Source organism: Lentzea sp. NPDC004782, assembly GCF_040609115.1.
GTDB lineage: Bacteria > Actinomycetota > Actinomycetes > Mycobacteriales > Pseudonocardiaceae > Lentzea.
This window is the reverse complement of sequence record NZ_JBEXJN010000029.1, coordinates 1-20,527: the sequence shown is the minus strand read 5'-3', so window position 1 is coordinate 20,527 and position 20,527 is coordinate 1. Positions and strand designations below refer to the sequence as shown.

At 69.0% G+C, this 20,527-nt stretch carries 11 protein-coding genes; 9 read left to right on the top strand and 2 right to left on the bottom strand.

The window, feature by feature from the left end; genetic code table 11:
• Nucleotides 1–115: 115 nt before the first annotated feature.
• On the top strand, nt 116–898 hold the full coding sequence (locus ABZV40_RS26045) for an electron transfer flavoprotein subunit beta/FixA family protein (RefSeq protein ID WP_355446597.1): 783 nt from the start codon (nt 116–118) through the stop codon (nt 896–898).
• A gap of 13 nt (nt 899–911) precedes the next feature.
• Nucleotides 912–1,865, top strand: a complete 954-nt coding sequence (locus tag ABZV40_RS26040) for an electron transfer flavoprotein subunit alpha/FixB family protein (RefSeq protein ID WP_355446594.1) — start codon at nt 912–914, stop codon at nt 1,863–1,865.
• Between the two features lie 81 nt (nt 1,866–1,946).
• Here ABZV40_RS26040 and ABZV40_RS26035 read toward each other — a convergent pair whose 3' ends face one another.
• Nucleotides 1,947–2,438 (bottom strand): RICIN domain-containing protein, encoded by a 492-nt coding sequence (locus tag ABZV40_RS26035; RefSeq protein ID WP_355446591.1) that lies wholly within the window; start codon nt 2,436–2,438, stop codon nt 1,947–1,949.
• Between the two features lie 13 nt (nt 2,439–2,451).
• The gene (locus tag ABZV40_RS26030) at nt 2,452–4,491 is read right to left on the bottom strand and encodes a tachylectin-related carbohydrate-binding protein (RefSeq protein ID WP_355446588.1); all 2,040 of its coding nucleotides are present in this window, start codon (nt 4,489–4,491) and stop codon (nt 2,452–2,454) included.
• Nucleotides 4,492–4,816: 325 nt separating this feature from the next.
• Here ABZV40_RS26030 and ABZV40_RS26025 point away from each other — a divergent pair, with 325 nt between their 5' ends.
• From ABZV40_RS26025 to mnmA, 7 genes are all read left to right on the top strand, one after another.
• Nucleotides 4,817–14,665 (top strand): polymorphic toxin-type HINT domain-containing protein, encoded by a 9,849-nt coding sequence (locus ABZV40_RS26025; protein ID WP_355446586.1) that lies wholly within the window; start codon nt 4,817–4,819, stop codon nt 14,663–14,665.
• Nucleotides 14,662–15,081, top strand: a complete 420-nt coding sequence (locus ABZV40_RS26020; protein ID WP_355446583.1) for a hypothetical protein — start codon at nt 14,662–14,664, stop codon at nt 15,079–15,081. The genes ABZV40_RS26025 and ABZV40_RS26020 overlap by 4 nt, the downstream gene beginning before the upstream one ends.
• 174 nt (nt 15,082–15,255) lie before the next feature.
• Nucleotides 15,256–16,029 (top strand): GNAT family N-acyltransferase, encoded by a 774-nt coding sequence (locus ABZV40_RS26015; protein WP_355446580.1) that lies wholly within the window; start codon nt 15,256–15,258, stop codon nt 16,027–16,029.
• Entirely contained in the window at nt 16,026–16,898 is an 873-nt protein-coding gene (locus tag ABZV40_RS26010) for a lysophospholipid acyltransferase family protein (protein WP_355446577.1), read from the top strand. The genes ABZV40_RS26015 and ABZV40_RS26010 overlap by 4 nt, the downstream gene beginning before the upstream one ends.
• Complete coding sequence (locus ABZV40_RS26005) at nt 16,855–18,198, top strand: MFS transporter (protein ID WP_355446575.1); 1,344 nt, start codon at nt 16,855–16,857, stop codon at nt 18,196–18,198. Before ABZV40_RS26010 ends, ABZV40_RS26005 begins: the two co-directional genes overlap by 44 nt.
• Nucleotides 18,198–19,373 carry a cysteine desulfurase family protein gene (locus ABZV40_RS26000; RefSeq protein ID WP_355446572.1) on the top strand — a complete coding sequence of 392 codons (1,176 nt, stop codon included), beginning with the start codon at nt 18,198–18,200 and terminating at the stop codon, nt 19,371–19,373. Before ABZV40_RS26005 ends, ABZV40_RS26000 begins: the two co-directional genes overlap by 1 nt.
• The gene (gene mnmA, locus ABZV40_RS25995) at nt 19,370–20,452 is read left to right on the top strand and encodes a tRNA 2-thiouridine(34) synthase MnmA (RefSeq protein WP_355446569.1); all 1,083 of its coding nucleotides are present in this window, start codon (nt 19,370–19,372) and stop codon (nt 20,450–20,452) included. Before ABZV40_RS26000 ends, mnmA begins: the two co-directional genes overlap by 4 nt.
• The last annotated feature ends 75 nt before the right edge of the window (nt 20,453–20,527 follow it).

Genomic DNA, 20,527 nt, shown 5'->3' with positions numbered 1-20,527 from the left:
GTGCTACTGGCGGGTAACATCCGGGTGATGGCAGGGTCGTGAACACCCGGCGGCGCAGTCCTACAGTCCTCTGCGCAAGCGTCGCCGCCCGTCCGCAGGAGGTCGAAGAGGACCTATGAACATTGTTGTCCTGGTCAAGCAGGTGCCTGACACCTGGTCCGAGCGCAAGCTCACCGACGCCGACCACACCCTTGACCGCGAGTCCGCGGATGCCGTGCTCGACGAGATCAACGAGCGCGCCGTCGAAGAGGCCCTGCAGCTGCAGGAGGCCCACGGCGGTGAGGTCACCGTCATCGCGATGGGTCCCGACCGCGCCACCGACGCCATCCGCAAGGCGCTGTCCATGGGTGCCGACAAGGCGATCCACGTGAGCGACGAGGCGCTGCACGGCTCGGACGTGCTGGCCACGGCGAAGGTCCTCGCGAAGGCGATCGGCACGGTCGAGAACGTCGACCTGGTCATCGCGGGCAACGAGGCGACGGACGGTCGCGCGGGCGCCGTCCCGGCCATCCTCGCCGAGCTGCTCGGCCTGCCGCAGGTCACCCAGCTGCGCAAGGTCACCGTCGAGGGCACCACGATCAAGGGCGAGCGCGAGACCGACGAGGGCGTCGCGTTCCTCGAGGCAACGCTGCCCGCCGTGGTCTCCGTGACCGAGAAGATCAACGAGCCGCGTTACCCGTCCTTCAAGGGCATCATGGCCGCGAAGAAGAAGCCCGTCTCCACGGTCACCGTGGCGGACCTGGGCATCGACGCGTCCGAGGTCGGCCTGTCCGGTGCGTGGACGCAGGTGCTGGAGGCGGCCCCGAAGCCGCCGCGCAGCGCCGGTCAGCGCGTCGAGGACGGCGGCGACGGCGGTCAGAAGATCGCCGAGTTCCTCGTCGGCCAGAAGCTCATCTGAGGGAGGGGAAGTCATGTCTGAAGTACTGGTTCTGGTCGACCACGTCGACGGCGAGGTCAAGAAGGTCAGCTACGAGCTGCTCACCGCCGCACGTCGCCTGGGCACCCCGGCCGCCGTGGTCGTGGGCGCGCCCGGCACCGCGGCGAAGATCCGCGAGTCGCTGGGCCGCTTCGGCGCCGCGAAGGTCTACGCCGTCGAGTCCGACGACGCGGTGAACTTCCTCGTCACGCCGAAGGTCGACGCCCTCGCGGCGCTCGCCTCCGGCGCGTCCGCGGTGCTCGTCTCCGCGACCGTCGAGGGCAAGGAGGTCGCGGGCCGTCTCGCCGTGCGTCTCGGTGGCGGTCTGCTCGTGGACGTCGTCGACGTCGAAGCCGACGGCACCGGCGTGCAGTCGATCTTCGGTGGCGCCTTCGTCGTCAAGTCCAAGGTCAGCACCGGCACCCCGGTCATCACCGTGCGCCCCGGCGGCGTCGAGGCCGAGGAGTCGGCCGCGGACGCCGTGCTGGACGAGTCGGTGACCATCTCGGTGGACGCCGCCAAGGCCGCCCGCGTGACCTCCCGCGAGGCCGTCGTCGGCGGCGACCGCCCGGAGCTCACCGAGGCCTCGGTCGTCGTCTCCGGTGGCCGCGGCGTCGGCTCGGCGGAGAAGTTCTCCGTCGTCGAGGAGCTCGCGGACTCGCTGGGTGCCGCCGTCGGTGCCTCGCGCGCCGCGGTCGACTCCGGCTACTACCCGCACCAGTTCCAGGTCGGCCAGACCGGCAAGACGGTCTCGCCGCAGCTGTACGTGGCGCTGGGCATCTCCGGTGCCATCCAGCACCGCGCGGGCATGCAGACCTCGAAGACGATCGTCGCGGTCAACAAGGACCCCGAGGCCCCGATCTTCGAGATCGCCGACTTCGGCGTGGTGGGCGACCTGTTCAACGTCGCGCCGCAGCTGACCGAAGAGGTCCGCAAGCGCAAGGGCTGAGCACTCCCGCTCCGCCGAAGGGCCGTCCCGCCGATCGCGGGACGGCCCTTTCGCGCTCCACAGCGGATCTCCGGTGGACGGTCAGATCCAGCGCTGGTGCGACCTCTGGTGGCACTGGAACTGGAAGACGGGCTTGTTCTTCTCCGTCTGGATGCCGTTCTCCAGGCACTTGTTCGTGAACTTGTTGCGGATCTGGAACTGGTCCGGGTTGTCGGCCATCCGCTCGAAGAACCAGATCTGGTTCCTGTCGTAGTGACACCTGGAGACCGTCACCTGGACGTTGTCGGCGAGGTTCCCCGGCATGTCGAGGCACTTGCCGTTGAACTGGACCTTCAGGGCGTACTCGTTGTCGCCCCGGTTCTCCAGCGTGAACTTCTGGTTGTCGAGGCCGTTGCAGTCCCACTGGACGACCCCGGCACCGTCGTTCTGGTTGAAGCCGAGCACGTCCATGCACAGGGCGGACTGGACGTTCTTGAGGCTGATCACCACGGGGTTCACGATCGCGGAGGCCGGCTGGGCCGGCAGGACGACCGCGGCACAGGCGGCGAAGAGCGCGACGAGCTTGCGGATCACGATGATTTCCCTTCTACCGCTTGTTCTTCTTGACGGTGAACGACGGGGCCTTCGCGGTGGGGTCCTCGGCCGATGCCGAGCGCGCCGCGACGGAGGAGCTACCGGAGGTGGTGGCGTACGCGACGAGGAGTTCGCCGAACTCGTTGCGGTAGCTCAGCACCCAGTTGCCGTTGGACATCGCCACGACACCGGCGTCGGTGTCGGACGGCTCGGGGAACTCGCTGCCGCGCACCATGTTCCACGAGCGGTAGATCGCGCCGCCCGGCGTGGTCGTGCCGGTCTCGTAGATGTACTTGTCGGTGCCGTGTGCGACGACGTAGGTCGTGCCGCCGGTCGTCGTCAGGATCGAGGGCTGGCCGAGGAACGTGCGGTCCTGGATCTTGGTCCACGCACCGGTCCAGGAACCGTCGGTGCCCTGGCGCTTGGTGTAGACGCGGCCGTCCGTGCCACGGGCGGCGAGCTGCACGGTGCCGTCACGCGTGAGCGTGGCGGACGCGGCCGAGGCGAGCGTGGTGCCGGTCGGCTGGCCGAGTGCGGTCCAGCCGCCGATGAAGTTGCCGTTGCCGTAGTAGTTCGCGACCCACGGCTGGCCGTTCAGGTCGGTGGCGATCACCACGATGGCGCCGTTGTCGGCCACCGCCGTCACCGCGCGGGCGGCGAACTTCGGCGTCGGGCCGGGCGTCGTGCCGGGGAACGTGGTGTAGCCCTTCGTCCACGGGCGCAGGTCGGTGTTCACGGTCTGCTGGCCGCGGGCCCAGATCTCGCCGTTCGTGTCGACGATGAACGCCGAGAGCAGGTTGTCCTTGCCCTTCACGACGGTCGGCGACGAGGCGGTGAACCCGCCGAAGTCCCTGCCCACCGGGAAGAGCGCGTCCTTGGTCGGCTGCAGCGTGCTCAGGATCGACGAGTTGGTGCCGGTGCCGATGCCGAACAGGCGGCCGTCCTCCTGCGTGGTGAGCGAGGCGCCACCGGTGAGGTTCTGCGACTGCGGCACGGTGTAGAGATCGGTCGCGGTCGGGTCGACCAGGTCGCGCTGCTTCGCGTGGATCAGACCACCCTGCGGGTCCACCCACAGGTGGTGCACGCGGCCATCAGCGGTCTGCACGAGGCTGCCGGCGCGGTCGCTGCCCTCGCTCACGACGGGGCGCTGCGGCACGGTGCCTCCGACCCACTTGCACGAGTCGGGCGCGCCGATGAGCTTCCACGCCGGGCTCCAGCCCCAGCCCAGGTACTTGCCGCCCTGCCAGGTGTTCGTCTCCGCCGTGTAGCGGTACCAGACGATCTGGTTGGGCTCGGAACTCGGCGAGTGATCCTCCCAGCCGATGCCGTCCTTGGTGAACCCGTAGATCACGTCGGCACCGACGCCGATGAGGCGGTGGTACATGTTCCAGCCGCTGCCGTCCGCTTTTGCCGGCCCCAGCCAGCGCTGCGAGTCGGCGTGGTAGACGTAGCGGTACAACCGTCCGTTCATTTCGTCGGGGTTGCGCGCCCAGATCACGCCCTCGCCTGAAGTAAAGACTTGGTCAAATCTGTTCCAACCGGTGTCAAGGACTCGCTCGTCCCACTTCTTCGCAGCCGCGTCGTATCGGGCCCAGATGAGGTTGCCGTTGTCCGCGACCTGGTAGAAGTCGCCCTTCGCGTCGATTGAGATGCGGAAACGCGCAGGCGTGTTGTTCCAGCTCGTCCAGGGTACCGGGATGATTTCCGGGGTGGCGTTGTTGTCGAAGCCGGAACCGTTCCAGTGACGCTTTTCGAGCTTTCCGTCGTGCACCGTGTAGATTGCGCCGTCCGGTCCGGCGATCATTGTGGCATCAATTACCGCCGCGCCGGGCTGCATCGGGTCCCACGCGGCCGCGCCTGTTTCCGGTTCGGCGTGGAGATAAGAGCGGAAGTATTTGTCGGGCAATCCCGCGTAAATCGCCGACGTAGCTCTGCACTGAATGGTCTCCGCCGCCACCGCGGTGGGAGCCGACTGCGCGATCGTCAGCGCAGACGTCGCCAGTGCGGCGCTGAGCAGCACCGACACGGTTCTGCGCGCATGACTGATGGCCATGACACCCCTCTGTCAGGTCATGTTCGAGATGGATCCACAAGGATTGCGCTGCTGGCAAGATCGACATCTCGCCCCCAGATGCCCTGCGGTTCGAAGTATGACCACACGTGTCAAGACTTGCGAATCGAGACCGGTGTGACCAGTCGCACCCGCAAATGTGTAACGGCAAACCTGAGCTTGCGCTGAGAGCGGCCCGGCTTTACTGTCCGCTTACGCGGCAGTAAGTCTGTCTTGGTTCGGTCCGTCCGCTGGGGGGAAGGTCCACGTGTTCAGGTCGCCGGGCGCTTTCGCGCGCCCTGATTTCGCACGCAACAAAAGATTCCTGGTGCTGTTCCTGCTCCTGGCGCTCGTCGGCGGGATCGTCGGTCCGTCGTCCGGGGCGGTGCTCGAAGGCTGGTTCGCCCGGCGCGAGGCGCAGCGTCAGCTCGAAGAGGCGATGGCGGGGACCCCGCAGCAGGACTGGACGACCGCCGGCACGGCCGCGGCCCGCCTGAAGCACCGCGACCACGTCGTGGACGACGGCACGGCCAACACTGCCGCCGCCCGCTCCGAGCAGGCCAAGTACCCGCCCATCGCCCACATGGGACCGTGGTCGCAGCCGTCCAGCAGCACGCGGGTTCTGGACTCGCCGAACCAGCAGCTCAAGGGCTTCGACCAGAAGACCAGTCAGGAGCTGCCGGACCGGCGCGACGAGCACAAGACCACGTACCGCAACGCCGACGGCACCGAGACCACCGCCTACTCGCAGAACCGCGTCAACTACCGCGACGCGGACGGCAAGTGGCAGCGCGTCGACACCAACCTGAAGCAGGACGGTTCCGGCTGGCGCAACACCGCCGACGCCGTGACCACGAAGCTGGCCGGACGTGCGGACGCGTCCCCGCTCGTGACGCTGGAGCTCGACCGCGACCACTCGCTGAGCTACCGCCTGCAGGACGCGGCACCGGCGAACGGTCACGCCGCGGGCAGCGCGGTGACCTATCCCGGCGTGCGCCCCGAGTCCGACCTGCGGATCAACGCCACTCCCGGCGGGTTCAAGGAAGACCTGGTCCTGCACAGCGCCAACGCGCCCACGACCTGGCTGTTCCCGTTGCAGCTCAAGGGACTCAGCGCGAAGGTCGTCGGCAACGCGGTCGTGCTGACCGACGGGAGGGGTACCGAGCGCGCGGTCATCCCGGCCGGCTTCATGACCGACAGCAACGTGAACGAGAACACCGGTGACCCGGCCACCTCGTACGGCGTGCGTTACGAGATCGTGGGCGGCAACACCCTCAAGGTCGAGCTCGACCAGGCGTGGCTGAAGGACCCGGCCAGGAAGTTCCCCGTCACGGTCGACCCGAGCGTGAGCGAGCGCAACCGCACGCCGAGCATGTACGTGCAGCGCACCGGCGGTTCCAGCTTCAGCAAGTCCGACGGCCTCGAGCTCAAGGTCGGCCGTGCCTCCGGCGGCATCAACGCCACCACCTACCTGTCGTTCCCCGGCGTCGAGAACGACCTGCGCGACCACCGGATCTTCGGCGCGCAACTGTTCCTGCTCAACTACTGGTCCTGGTCCTGCCGCCCGGCGCCGCTGAGCGTGCACGCGGTCACCCAGAGCTGGACCGCGGGCGAGGGCCACACCTACCCCGGTCCCGCCATCGACGGCAACGCGCTCACGTCGAGCTCGTTCGCCCAGGGGTACATCCCGAGCGGTGCCGACTCCTCCGCCTGCCCCGCGACCGGTCAGGCGATCAACCTCGGCGACGGCGGTCGTGACCTGGTCCAGCGCTGGGTCAACCACCAGCAGGCCAACTACGGCCTGAGTCTGCGCGCGTCCGAGACGGACGTCTTCGGCTGGAAGAAGATCGCGGGCCACAACAGCGCGGTCCCGCCGACCCTCTACATCACGCACTCCCCGTACAACGCGAGCTACCACATCGAGAACGGCGTTCCGACGCCCCCTGTCACCCGCAACCAGGACGGCGTGATCAAGGTCAAGGTCACCAACCTGGGCAAGGACACCTGGCGGCCGGGCGAGTACTTCCTCGCGTACCGCCGCTTCGACGCACGCGGTGGCTACCAGGCCGAGACCGAGTCCGCGCAGCTGCCGCACGACGTGCCACGCGGCCAGTCCGTGACGCTGGACGCCAAGATCGGCCGGGTGGAGCCGGGGCAGTACAGCCTCGAGTTCACCATGGTGCACAAGGGCGTCAAGGTCTTCACCGACGAGCAGGTGGCACCCGCGCGCCTCGGCCTGCAGGTGTTCGACGTGCCGCCGATCGTCACCGGCCAGTACCCGCCGAACGGCCACTCCGCGCCGTCGCTGGAGCAGCAGCTGTGGGTCAACGCCACCGACGTCGACGCGCCGGGCGGCTCACAGCTGAAGTACCGCTTCGAGGTCTGCGAGGCGGACAAGGAGAACAAGCCGATCGGCGGCTCGTGCTTCGACTCCGGCCGGATCGACCGTCCCAGGTGGACGATCCCCAAGGGCAAGATCCGCTGGAGCAAGACCTACCTGTGGCGTGCGTTCGCGTTCGACGGGAACTCCGAGAGCGAGGCGCTGCCCTACAGCGCCCTGCTCACGAACGTTCCGCAGCCCGAGGTCACCTCGCAGATCGGTGCCGCGCCCTACAGCGGCGGCGACCGCGACTTCAACCCGGTCAACGGCAACTACACCTCGGCCGCGGTCGACGCGTCGCTCGCCACCGTCGGTCCCGACCTGACCCTGGCGCGCACCTACAACAGCCTCGACCCGCGCCGCGACCTCGCCTTCGGCTCCGGCTGGGTGTCCAGGCTCGACATGCGGGTCGTCGAGGACACCGACGGTTCCGGCAACGTCGTCGTCACCTACCCGGACGGCCAGACCGTGCGGTTCGGTGCGCACCGCAACACCGATGGCACGTTCGACCGCACCTACGCGCCGCCGCCCGGCCGGTTCGCCACGTTCTTCCTGGAGACCATCGACGGCACCGAGACGTACGTGCTCGTCGACAAGGCGGCCAACCACTACAAGTTCCGCAAGCTCGACGGCAGGCTGATCGAGATCCACGACGCGCACCGCCGCGGCGTGAAGCTCACCTACGGCCTGCCCGACGTCGGTCCCACCCGCATCACCAGCTCGGTGAGCAACCGCCAGCTGCGTCTGGAGTGGGGCACGAACAAGCACGTCAAGCGGGTCTGGATCCAGGAGACCGCCGACAAGGTCCTGGAGTGGAAGTACACCTACGACACCACCGACCCGCACAAGCTGGTCTCGGCCTGCAACCCGAAGAACGAGTGCACGAACTACGAGTACGACCAGGGCTCGCACTACCGCAGCGTCGTGCTCGACTCGCGGCCCAAGCACTACTGGCGGCTCGGTGAGGGCACCGGCGACAGCGCGCGCAGCGAGATCCTGACCAACCTCGGCAAGGACGCGGCCAAGTACAAGGACGTCCAGCTCGGCAAGGTCAGCCCGCTCGACGGCAACCAGAACCCCGCTGTCGGTCTCAACGGCACGTCCTCGCTCGTCGAGCTGCCGCGCGACGCGGTTCGCCTCAGCCGCGACGTCGCCGTGGAGCTGTGGTTCAGGACCTCCGCGAACGGCCCGCTGCTCGGCTACCAGAACAAGGCGATCACCGAGGACGCGCAGAACGGCGTGCCGCTGCTGTACGTCGGCGAGGACGGCAAGCTGCGCGGCCAGTTCTGGAACGGCAGGGTCGCACCGCTCACGTCGACCGGCGCCGTCAACGACGGCAACTGGCACCACGTGGTGCTGACCGGCGCGGTCTCCAAGCAGCAGCTGTTCCTCGACGGTGTGCAGCAGGGCGGCGACCTCGACGGCGACATCGACCACCTGAACATGAGCTTCGCACAGGTGGGTGCGGCCAACGGCCCGAACGAGAACGCCTGGCCGAGCTTCGGGCCCGGTAAGAAGCGCTACTTCACCGGTGAGGTCGACGAGGTCGCGGTCTACGAGCACTCGCTCGGCCGGCCCGCGGTGAAGGCGCACCTGGCGGAGAAGGCGCAGGCACCGCACCTCACCAAGATCACGCTCCCGAGTGGGCGGACGGCGAGCACGATCGCCTACGACCACGGCAACGACCGGGTGCGCGAGGTCGTCGACAACGACGGCGGCAGGTGGAAGATCGACCAGCCGATCATGACGGGCTCCGAGGACAACCTGATCCGCACGGTCCAGGTGACCGACCCCGGTGAGCGGTTGCACAGCTACGACTACGACGCCAAGCGCAGCCGGATCCTGCGCTACCTCTCGCCGATCGGCATGAGCACCCGGCCGGAGGACCGGCTGCCGCAGCCCGCGACGCCGACGTCGAACCCGAACTGCCAGCCCGCGTCCGGGGTGGAGGACGGCGCGCCCGTGTTCTGCGTCGGCAAGGGCGGCACCACGCCACCGCAGATCGTCGACTCGACCGGCAAGACGCGTGGTGTGCGCAGCTACGACTACGACGCGTCCGGGTTCCAGAGCACCATCACCGACGAACTGGGCAACCAGGTCACGATGGTGAACGACGAACGCGGCAACGTGAAGCAGACGACGACCTGCCGCCGCAGCGGCACGGACTGCTCCACGAGCTACGTCGAGCACTTCCTCAACCCCACCGATTTCACCGACCCGCGCAACGACAAGGTGATCGGCGAGCGCGACGCGAGGTCGTCCGGCCCGGCGGACAACCGGTACCTCGACAGGTCCGAGTACGACACGAACGGCAACCTGATCACGAGCACGGCCGCGGGCGGCCATGTCGTGAAGCACGAGTACACGACCGACAGCAGCGACGCGGCAGTCGACGGCGGCAACGTCCCGGCGGGCCTGGTGAAGCGCACCGAGCAGACCGGTGCCGGCGTGACGCTGTACACCTACTACCGCAACGGTGACCTGGCGTCGGCGACTTCGCCGACCGGTCTCGTGACGTCGTACAAGTACGACTCGCTGGGCCGCAAGACCGAGGAGACCGAGTCGTCGTCGTCCACGCCTTCCGTGACGACGAAGTACACCTACGACGACCTGTCGCGCGTCGTGGCGACGACCGACCCCGGCATCCTCAACACGATCACCGGCGTCACCCACACCAAGGAGACGCGCAGCACCTTCGACGCCGACGGCAACCGCACGAAGCTCGAAGCCGTCGACCTGACCGGTGGTGACGCTCCGCGCGTCGCGACGTTCGCGTTCGACGACCGCGGCCGCCTCGCCGAGGAGGTCGACGCGGAGGGCCGCAAGACCAGCCACGGCTACGACCACTTCGGCAACAAGATGTGGACGGTGACGCCGGGCGGCGTCCGCACCGACTTCACCTACACGGCCCGCAACAAGGTCGCCGAGATCTGGCTGCGCGGCTACACCGGTGACCCGATCGACCCCACCAGGCCGAACGCCGACCAGAACGACGAGCCCGACCCGGCGACGAACACCAGGCCCGGCAAGGACTCGCTGCTCGTCCACAGCTACCTCTACGACCTCGCCGGTCGGCTCTACGCCGACGTCGACGCGATGGGCCGCACGACGAAGTACGCGTATTACCGGGACAACTCGCTGCGCGCGATCGTCGCGGTCGGCGCGGGACGTGACGCCGACGGCAATCGCCGCGACGTCACCGTGCAGGACAACGTCTACGACCCGGCCGGTCACCTGATCCGGCAGACGGTCGCCGGCGGGCTCGTCACCCAGTTCGAGGTCGACGAGGCGGGCCGCACGAAGAAGACGGTGCAGGACCCCGGTGGTCTGGCTCGCACGACCGAACTGACCTACGACGCGGCCGGCCAGGTCAAGCGAGTGGTCAAGACCGGCAACCCGTCCAACTTCTCCGTCACGGGCTCGGTCACCGAGATCGTCGACTTCGAGTACGACGCGGCGGGCCGGCAGACCAAGGAGACAGTCCACAGGGGAGCGTCGGATCCCCTCGTCACCGAGCGGACCTACGACGCCTACGACCGGGTCAAGACGGAGGTCGACCCGCGTGGTGTAGCGGACGCGGCCAGGCGTGCCGAGTACACCAACTCCTACACCTACGACGCGAACCAGCAGCTGATCGAGCTGACCGGCCCGCAGGTCTCGGTCGAGGAGAACGGTGGCACGGCTCGCAACGCGCGTGCCCGGATCTCCAGCGGGTACAACACGTTCGGCCAGGTGACGCACCACCGCGACGCCAAGGGCGACGTGTCGGAGACGACCTTCGACAAGCTCGGCCGCCAGGTGGCGAAGAAGTCGCCGGGCTACACCCCGCCGGGCGCGACCGAGGCGATCGTGCCCGAGGTCCGCACCGAGTACGAGCCGGACGGCAAGGTCAGCGCGGTGGTCGACGCCGGTGGCGCGATCACCAGGTTCCGCTACAACCAGCTCGGCCAGCTCGTGGAGAAGGTGCTGCCGTCACCGGACGCGCCGGCCCAGCCGGGTGCGAAGACGTCGTACGTCTACACGCGCACCGGTGAGCTGCTGACCGCGACCGACCCGTCGGGTGCGATCACCAAGCAGGTCTACGACGACCTGAAGCGCCCGATCGCGACCACGCAGATCGAGCGCAAGCCGCGGGCCGCGGTGTTCACGTCGACGGCGACCTACGACGACGCGGGCCGGGTGCTCAAGTCGACCAACCCCGTCGGCGAGGTGGCCGAGCAGGTCTACGACAAGCTCGGTCAGCGGATCCGCAGCATCGAACCGGACGGCACGAAGACCGAGTTCGGCTACGACGGTGCCGGCCGCCAGGTCCGCACGGTCGACGGCATGGGCCGCATCACCGACCGCGTCTACAACCAGGTCGGCTGGCTCACCGGCACGCTGAACATCGCCCCGGACGGCTCGTTCATCCGCGGTGAGCAGCTCAAGCACGACGCCGTCGGCAACGTGATCGAGGAGATCGACGCGCTCGGCAGGTCCACCAAGTTCACCTACGACGCGGCCGACCGGCTGGTGAAGCAGGTGGAGCCGGTGTCGGCCACCGACTCGATCACCACGACGTTCGGTTACAGCATCGCCGACCAGCGCACGCGCACGACGGATGGTCGCGGCAACTCGACCATCACGACGTACAACGCGCTCGGCCTGCCGGAGAAGGTGGTCGAGCCCTCGACCGCCGCCCACCCCGGCGAGTCCGACCGCACCTGGATCACCACCTACGACAAGCGCGGCCTGGCGACGAAGGTCCAGGCGCCGGGTGGCGTGACGAGGGAGCGCACCTACGACGCGCTGGGCAGGCTCCGCACGGAGTCCGGTTCCGGCACGACGCAGGCGACCCAGACCCGCACCCGCGACTACGACGAGCGCGGCCTGCTCGTCGGCGTCAGCGCCCGCGGCACCAAGAACGTCTACAGCTACAACGACCGCGGCCAGCTGCTGACCGCGACCGGCCCGTCCGGTGACTCGTCGTTCGGCTACGACGCGGCCGGCCGGCTCACCAACAAGACCGACGCGTCCGGCACCAACACGTTCACCTACCTGAACGGCCGCCTGTCGACCGTTCAGGACGGCGTGACGAACGCGATGCAGGCGTTCAGCTACAACGCCGCGGGTGACCTCGAGAAGGTCACGTACGGACCGGACGCGATCCGCAGGTACGAGTACGACGCGCTGGGCCGCCAGGTGTCCGACAAGATCGAGACGTCGACCGGCGCGTCGATCGGGTCCATCACCTACGGGTACGACCTGAACGACCAGCTGACGTCGAAGGTCACCACCGGCACCGCGGGCGCCTCGTCGAACACCTACGGCTACGACCACGCCGGTCGCATGACCTCGTGGACCTCCAACGGTGTCGAGACCAAGTACGAGTGGGACAAGTCCGGCAACCGGACTCGCGCGGGCGACAAGGTGTCTGTCTTCGACGAACGGAACCGCCTGCAGTCCGACGGTGACTACACCTACACGTACTCGGCGCGCGGCACCCTCGAAGGACGCACGTCGTCGGGTCTGACCGACACCTACGGCTGGGACGCCTTCGATCAGGCAGTGCTGCGAGGTAGCACGTCGTTCACCTACGACGGTCTGGGCCGCATGATCGGCCGCAACGGTGGCAAGTTCGCCTACTCGGGCTTCGGCATCGACCCGGTGTCGGACGGCGAGTCGTTGTTCAGCCGCAGCGTGGACGGATCGCTGCTGGCCGTCGGTTCCGGTGACCAGAAGAAGCTGGCGGTGAGCGACCGCCACGGCGACGTGGTCGGCACGCTGAAGCCAGGCGGGACGGCCATCGAGGACTCGGTCGCCTACGACCCGTTCGGCAAGCGCATCGCGGGCAGCGGGCTGAAGGTCGGCTTCCAGGGCGACTGGACGGACCCGGAGTCCGGCGAGGTCAACATGGGTGCCCGCTGGTACAACCCGTCCTCCGGTTCGTTCACCAGCCGTGACTCGATCAGCCTCCCGTCGTCGCCGTCGATCGTGATGAACCGCTACACCTACGCCGGCGGTTCGCCGATGAACTACGACGACCCGGACGGCCACTTCTGGGGCTGGCTCGAGGACAAGGCCAAGCAGGTCGGCAACGCCATCGGCAACGGCGCCAAGGCCGCGTGGAACTGGGCCAAGACCGACGGCCTCGAACTGGTCAAGGAAGTCTCCGGCTACAACGACATCAAGGGCTGCATCACCAACCCGAGCTGGGGCGGCTGTGCGATGGCCGCGCTGAACTTCGTGCCCGCGGGCAAGGTGGTGAACCTGGCGGCCAAGGGCATCAAGGCCGGGGTGAAGCTGGTCAAGGCCACCAAGATCGGCCGCGCGGTCGAGAACCTGGCCGGCGGAGGCTCGAAGCTGCTCAAGGCCGCGGGCGACTTCATGCGCGGCGCCGGCAAGATGATCACCGAGATCAAGTGGGTCAAGGTGGGCGGCAAGCTCGTCAAGCAGACCGTGACCCGCGTGATCAGGGGAACGGCCAAGTACGGGGCCGGAGCGGCGAGAGCGGTGGCCCGTTCCGCGGGCGACATCGTCCGCTCGATGCCGGGCCACGCCTTCGCGAAGATGGCGGCCGAACAAGCGGCGAGGCGCATCCCGCCGTCGACCTTCGAAGCCCTGCGCAAGCCGTTGCTCGCCGCCAAGGACCTGGTCGTGAACTCGCCGTTCTCGCCGGCGAACATCGTCAGCCACGCGCTCGACAACGTGGTGGACGGCGGCGCGGTCCTGGACTTCTTCCGCACCATGGTCCTGAAGAACACCGACGACGTCATCAAGGAGGCCCCAGCCGCGGCGCGGATGGGCTCCGAGGTGGCCCAGGGGGCGGGCGCGAAGCTCGACGACGTGGCCCGGCCGGGTCGCGCCGCCGGCTCCAAGGCCGACGACCTGGCGGACAAGGCGTCCGGCGCCGCGTGCGACCTCTCGGCGCGGTTGGGTGTCACGAACAGCTTCGTGCCCGGCACGCTGGTGTTGATGGCCGACGGGTCGCGCAAGAAGATCGAGCACCTGCGCGAGGGCGACTGGGTCCTCGCCAAGGACCCGATCACCGGCGAGTCCGGCGCGCGCAAGGTGACCGAGGTCCGGTCGAAGGTGTCCGAGCGGACCGTGGTCGAGCTGACCGACTCGTCGCGCGGCAAGATCCAGGCGACCGACGAGCACCCGTTCTGGGTGGAGTCGGAGAAGCGCTGGGTCAAGGCTGTCGACCTCAAGCCCGCGTACCGGTTCCTGACCGCGGACAACCGGGCGGCGGAGGTCACCGGGACGCGGACGTGGAGTGGACTGCAGAAGGTCCACAACTTCACGGTCGACGGGCTGCACACGTACTACGTGGCGAGCTCGCGGGAGGCTGCGCCACTCCTCGTCCACAACGACGACAGCAAGAACACGGCCGACTGCGGGCAACAGCTTGTGGAGGAGGCAGTCTCTCGTGCCGGAGACGGGACGAAACACGGCAACTCCTTCGTGTCCGAACAGGCGTTGCGTGGAGCGACCGGCAAGACGACTGCAGCTGGTAACCGCGCCATTGACGCCGTGATCGCGGAGGACTTCCCGGACCTCCGGTTCACTCACCGACCTGCCTACAGCCCGTGGTCGAGCACTGGTATCGCAAAGGCGGGCGAGGGAACGCAGATCGGCTACAAATCGATGGAGAGCAGGGAAGACCTGCGCAATGTCCTCGTGCACGAGGAGCTGCACCACCGGTGGTGGGACCGCGGGGTCACGGAGAGGCACCATCCCAGGGACGGCTCCGGGTTGTCCTCGTTGTTCTACGGGACCATCGAGAGGTACGAGCGCATGAGAGGCTGGAAGGGATGATCGAACAGGCTGCACGGCTTGCAGGGCAGTGCCCGGCCTGCGGCGATCCTTGCGAGGGGTGGGCTGTGCAGCTCGTGAGGGATGGCAAGCTGGCCTGGGACCTCGATTGGGAGCACGCCGGCTGCAGCGCCTCCCACGACAGGTCCTGGGGCTTGGCTCCGGAATGGGTGCGCAAGGCGATCATGTCGCAGCACGGCCCGCACTGCCTGCAACTGGCGGATCCGGAGCAGCGTGGTGGCGCCGTCCTGAAGGCTTTCCGCGACGCGTTCGGTCTCTCCCTTCAAGAGGCGCAGAACTCAGCGCGTGCGTTGAGACAGAGCGGGTACGAGGGCACCTACGTCGAAGTGCGGCTGCTGGCTGATCTGTTCGAGCGGGAAGGCATCGCCGCTGGGGCGTCTCCTGGCCCGTGCGTTTGACGAATGACCGTGCTGAAAGGTCCGTCCGGCATCGCCGAGCGGGCCTTTCGCAACTCCGGGAGACCTCGATCGCTCGCCCGGTCGAGCGGACCACCGGTGGTTAACCCACCTGCCACTGAGGCGTCATCGTTCTGACCTGCTGTCATTCGCCAACCCGGCTTCACCCTGGTTCGCATGACGCAGCCGGAACTGCTTGTCAGCACCCCCGTCCAGCAGGACGAGGACGCCCCCCGCTACTCCCTCCTCGTCGCCCGCGACAGCGAAGAAGTCGTCGCCGCGCAGCGACTGCGCTACGAGGTGTTCGCCGGTGAGATGGGGGCGACGCTGCACACCGGCGTGCCCGGCCACGACGTCGACGAGTTCGACGAGCACTGCGACCACCTGGTGGTCCGCGACGACCGCACCGGCGCCATCGTCGGCGGTTACCGCATGCTGCCGCCGGAGCGCGCGAGGGAGGCCGGCCGGCTCTACAGCGACGGCGAGTTCGACCTCGCGAACCTGGCGGACCTCCGCCACACCACGGTCGAGACCGGCCGCTCCTGCGTGCACCCCGACCACCGCAACGGTGCCGTCGTCAGCCTCGTGTGGGCGGGTATCGCCCGGTACATGCTGCTGAGCGGGCACAAGTGGCTCGTCGGGTGCGCGTCCATCCCGCTGCAGGACGGCGGCAGCCTCGCGGCCGGGGTCTGGGACACCGTGCACGCCAAGCACTACGCGCCCGAGCAGTACCGCGTCACGCCGCACCACCCCTGGGACGTCGACCAGGTCGCACGGCCGGCCAGGACGGTGATTCCGCCGCTGCTCAAGGGTTACCTGCGGCTTGGCGCCAAGGTCTGCGGGCGGCCTGCGCTCGACGCCGACTTCGGGGTCGCGGACCTCTTCATCCTGCTCGGCATGGACCACGTGGATCAGCGCTATCTCAAGTTCTTCCTGGGGGAGACGGCATGAGTCACGCCTGGATGCCCACGTCGCCGTGTGGCGACGGGTGCGTCAGCGGTGCGCCAGAAGAAGTGAACAGGTTCCGGCAGATCTGGCGGGCGGTCACGGCGGTCGCCGCGATCCTTTGCGGCGCGGCGATCGCGCTCGCCCTCCTGCTGCCGGGCAAGCAGCGGGAGAGCGTCGTCCGCCTGTGGTTCCACGCGGTGTTGCGGGCCTTCGGGGTGAGGCTGGAAGTTCACGGCGCCAGGAAGTTCCAGGAGATCCCGAAGCGCGGTGTGCTCGTCGCGAGCAACCACGTGTCCTGGCTGGACGAGCTGGCGATCGACTCGGTGCAGCCGATCAGGATCGTCGCCAAGAAGGACATCAAGGGCTGGCCGGTGCTCGGCCGGCTCATCACCGCGGCGGGCACGGTCTACCTCGACCGGGAGAAGCTGCGCGAGCTGCCGCGGACGGTCGCCGAGCTCGCCACGACGCTGCGCAACGGCAGCGCGGTCGGCATCCACGCCGAGGGCACGACGTGGTGCGGGCTCGCGTCCGGGCACTACAAGCCGGCGCTGTTCCAGGCCGCGCTCGACGCCGGTGTGCCGGTGCGGCCGATCGTGCTGCGGTACCGGATCGGCGGGCACGTGACCACGCAACCGGCGTTCGTCGGCAGCGACACGCTCGTCGACTCGATCCGCCGGGTGCTCAAGGTCAAGGGTCTGGTCGTCGAGGTGCACGTGCTCGACGAGATCGCTCCCGGCCGTGCGGCGAACCGGCGCGAACTGGCGAAACTCGCCGAAGAGCAGTCAAACCGCTTGACCTCGACCGAACTGGAGCTTGCACCATCAACGGGTGACTCTCACCGCGCCCGCTCCATCACGCCTCTGGTCGCCTGACCGCCGCTGGCCCACGACGGGCATCCTCCTGCTGGTCACGCTCCTCGCCTTCGAGGCGATGGGCGTCGGCACGGCGATGCCCACCATGGTCCACGAGCTCAGGGGCGAGGCGCTGTACGCGTGGCCGTTCCTCGCGAACCTCGCGGCGAGCGTCATCGCCACGGTCTTCTCCGGACGGCTCTCCGACCGGCGGGGACCCAAGCCCGCGGTGCTGATCGGGGTGACCCTCTTCCTGGCCGGCCTGGTCGTCGCTGGCCTGGCGGAGACCATGGCGGTGCTGCTGGCCGGCCGGGTGCTGCAGGGCTTCGGCGCCGGGTTCCTGATCGTCGCGATCTACGTGCTGATCGCGCTCGCCTACCCGGAGGACGACCGGCCCGCCGTGTTCGGCGCGCTGTCCGCGGCCTGGGTGGTGCCGTCGCTGGTGGGGCCGGCGGTCGCGGGGTGGGCGACCGAGCACCTGAGCTGGCGGCTCGTGTTCCTCGCGATCGTGCCGCTGGTGCTGATCGGCAGCGTGCTGCTCGTCCCTGTGTTCAAGGGCCTGCCTCCGCACGACGCGACGCCGCCGCAGCGCAAGTACCTGCCGCTCGCGGCGGTGGCCGCGGGTGCGGGCGTGGCGAGCCTGAGCTGGGCGCTGCAGCACCGCACGTGGTGGTTGTTCGCGGTGGCGGTGCTGCTGCTGGCGCCCGCACTGCGCGTCCTGCTGCCGAAGGGCACGCTGCTCGCCCGGCGCGGTCTCCCCGTCACGATCCTCGCGCGCGGTCTGCTGGCCGGCACGTTCTTCGCGGTCGAGAGCTTCATCCCGCTCACGCTCACCGTCGTGCACGACTACTCGCCGCTCGAGGCGGGCCTTCCGCTGACGCTGAGCGCGCTCGGCTGGGCCGGTGCGTCGATGTGGGCGTCGCGGCACCCGGAGATCGAGCGGTACACCCTCGTGCGGGTCGGCTTCCTGTTCACCGCGACCGGTATGGCGGCCGTGACGTTCGTCGCACCCTCGTGGGGTCCCGGCTGGCTGACGTTCGTCCTGTGGGGCTTCGCCGGTGCCGGCATGGGCATGGCGACGTCCAGCGTCGGCGTGCTGATGATGGCCGCGTCGCCGGAGGAAGACCGCGGGTTCAACTCGGCGGCGCTGCAGATCTCGGACATGCTCTTCTGCGCGACCATGATCGGACTCGGCGGTGTCGTGGTGGTGGCCACCGCGCCGACCGCGGGCGTGGTGGTGCTGAACCTGTCCATGGCGGCGTTGGCCGTGGTGGGAGCGATTCTGACCGGACCCCGCATGCGGGCTACCCTTGAGTCCTGATGGCTTATCTCGACCACGCTGCCACGACCCCGATGCACCCCGAGGCGGTCGCGGCCATGACCGAGGCGTTGTCCACGACGGGCAACGCCTCGTCGCTGCACACCTCCGGCAGGCGGGCGCGGCGTGCGATCGAGGAGGCCCGCGAGACCGTCGCCGACGCCCTGGGCGCCCGGCCGTCCGAGGTGCTCTTCACCGGCGGCGGCACCGAGAGCGACAACCTCGCGGTCAAGGGCATCTACTGGGCCTCCGGCAAGCGCCGGGTGCTGGCCTCGGCCGTCGAGCACCACGCCGTGCTGGACGCCGTGGAGTGGCTGGAGCAGCGGGGCGCCGAGGTCACGTGGCTGGAAACCGACTCGTACGGCCGCGTCTCGGCGGAGACGGTCGAAGCCGCGCTGGACGCCTCCGACGACGTCGCGCTCGTCACCACGATGTGGGCGAACAACGAGGTCGGCACCATCAACCCGGTGCACGACATCGCGCGCGTGTGCGCGGAGCGCGGTGTGCCGTTCCACACGGACGCCGTGCAGGCCGTGGGCGCGGTGCCGGTCGACTTCGCGGCTTCCGGCGCGTCCGCACTGACCATGACCGGCCACAAGGTCGGTGGCCCGTACGGAGTCGGTGTGCTGCTGCTGGCGCGTGACGTGAAGTGCACGCCGTTGCTGCACGGCGGCGGCCAGGAACGGGACGTCCGCTCCGGCACGCTGGACGTGCCGTCGATCGTCGGTCTCGCGCGGGCCGTGCGGATCGCGGTGGACGAGCAGGAGCAGCGCTCGGCGGAGCTCGCCGCGTTGCGGGACGAGCTGATCGCGTCGGTGCGCGCGGTGGTGCCGGACGTGATCGTGAACGGCGACCCGGTCGACCGCCTGCCCGGCAACGCGCACCTGACGTTCCCCGGTTGCGAGGGCGACAGCCTGCTGATGCTGCTCGACGCCCGCGGTGTCGAGTGCTCGACGGGCTCCGCGTGCACGGCCGGCGTCGCGCAACCGTCGCACGTGCTGCTGGCGATGGGTGTCGAACCCGCTCTCGCGCGCGGATCACTGCGGTTCTCTCTCGGGCACACGTCGACGCGTGCGGACGTCGAGAAACTCGCGGAGGTCATCGGCCCGGTGGTCGAACGCGCGCGTACGGCAGGTCTGGCAGGCATGAGGCGCAACCGGAAGGTGGTCAAGCAGTGAAGGTCCTCGCGGCGATGAGCGGTGGTGTCGACTCCGCGGTGGCGGCGGCACGAGCCGTCGAAGCGGGACACGACGTCACGGGCGTGCACCTCGCGTTGTCGGCCAAGCCCGGCACTCTGCGCACCGGTGCCCGCGGCTGCTGCACGATCGAGGACGCGCACGACGCGCGCCGGGCCGCCGACCTGATGGGAATCCCGTTCTACGTCTGGGACTTCGCGGAGCGGTTCACCGAGGAGGTCGTCGAGGACTTCGTCGCCGAGTACGCGGCCGGGCGCACGCCCAACCCGTGCCTGCGGTGCAACGAGCGGATCAAGTTCGAGGCGTTGCTGGACAAGGCGATCGCGCTCGGGTTCGACGCGGTGTGCACCGGGCACTACGCGCGGCTCGCGGTCGTGGACGGGCGGCCGGAGCTGCGCCGGGCCGCGGATCTGGGCAAGGACCAGTCGTACGTGCTCGCCTCGCTGACCGACGAGCAGCTCGCGCACGCCATGTTCCCGTTGGGGGACACGGTGAAGGACGACGTGCGGGTCGAGGCGGCCTCGCGCGGGTTGTCGGTGGCCCGCAAGCCCGACTCGCACGACATCTGCTTCATCCCGGACGGCGACACCCAGAAGTTCCTGGCCGGCCGCATGGAGACCAAGCCAGGTCTGCTGATCGACGACGAGACCGGCGCCGTGCTCGGGCGGCACGCCGGGGTGCACGAGTTCACCGTGGGGCAGCGCAAGGGGCTCGGGATCTCCGGGCCGGCTCCTGACGGGCGGCCTCGGTACGTGCTGTCGCTGGAGCCGGTGTCCGGCAACGTTCGCGTGGGTTCTGCCGAGAAGCTGGCGGTCACCGGGATTTCCGCGTCCGACCCCGTTGCGCACGTGGAGCTGGACGGGCCGGTCGAGTGCGTGGCGCAGGTGCGCGCGCACGGTGGCACGGCACCCGCGGTGGCCGAGCTGGTGGACGGTGTGCTGCAGGTTCAGCTGCGGGAGCCGTTGAAGGGCGTGGCTCCCGGGCAGGCCGTGGCCATCTACCGCGAGGACGCGGCGGGTGACGTCGTGCTGGCCAGCGCGACGATCGACGCCACCCGCTGACCTAAACGCGACCTTTGCCGTGGATGAAGGGCGCCTTCATCGACCTCAGGTGGATGAAGGCGCCCTTCATCCACG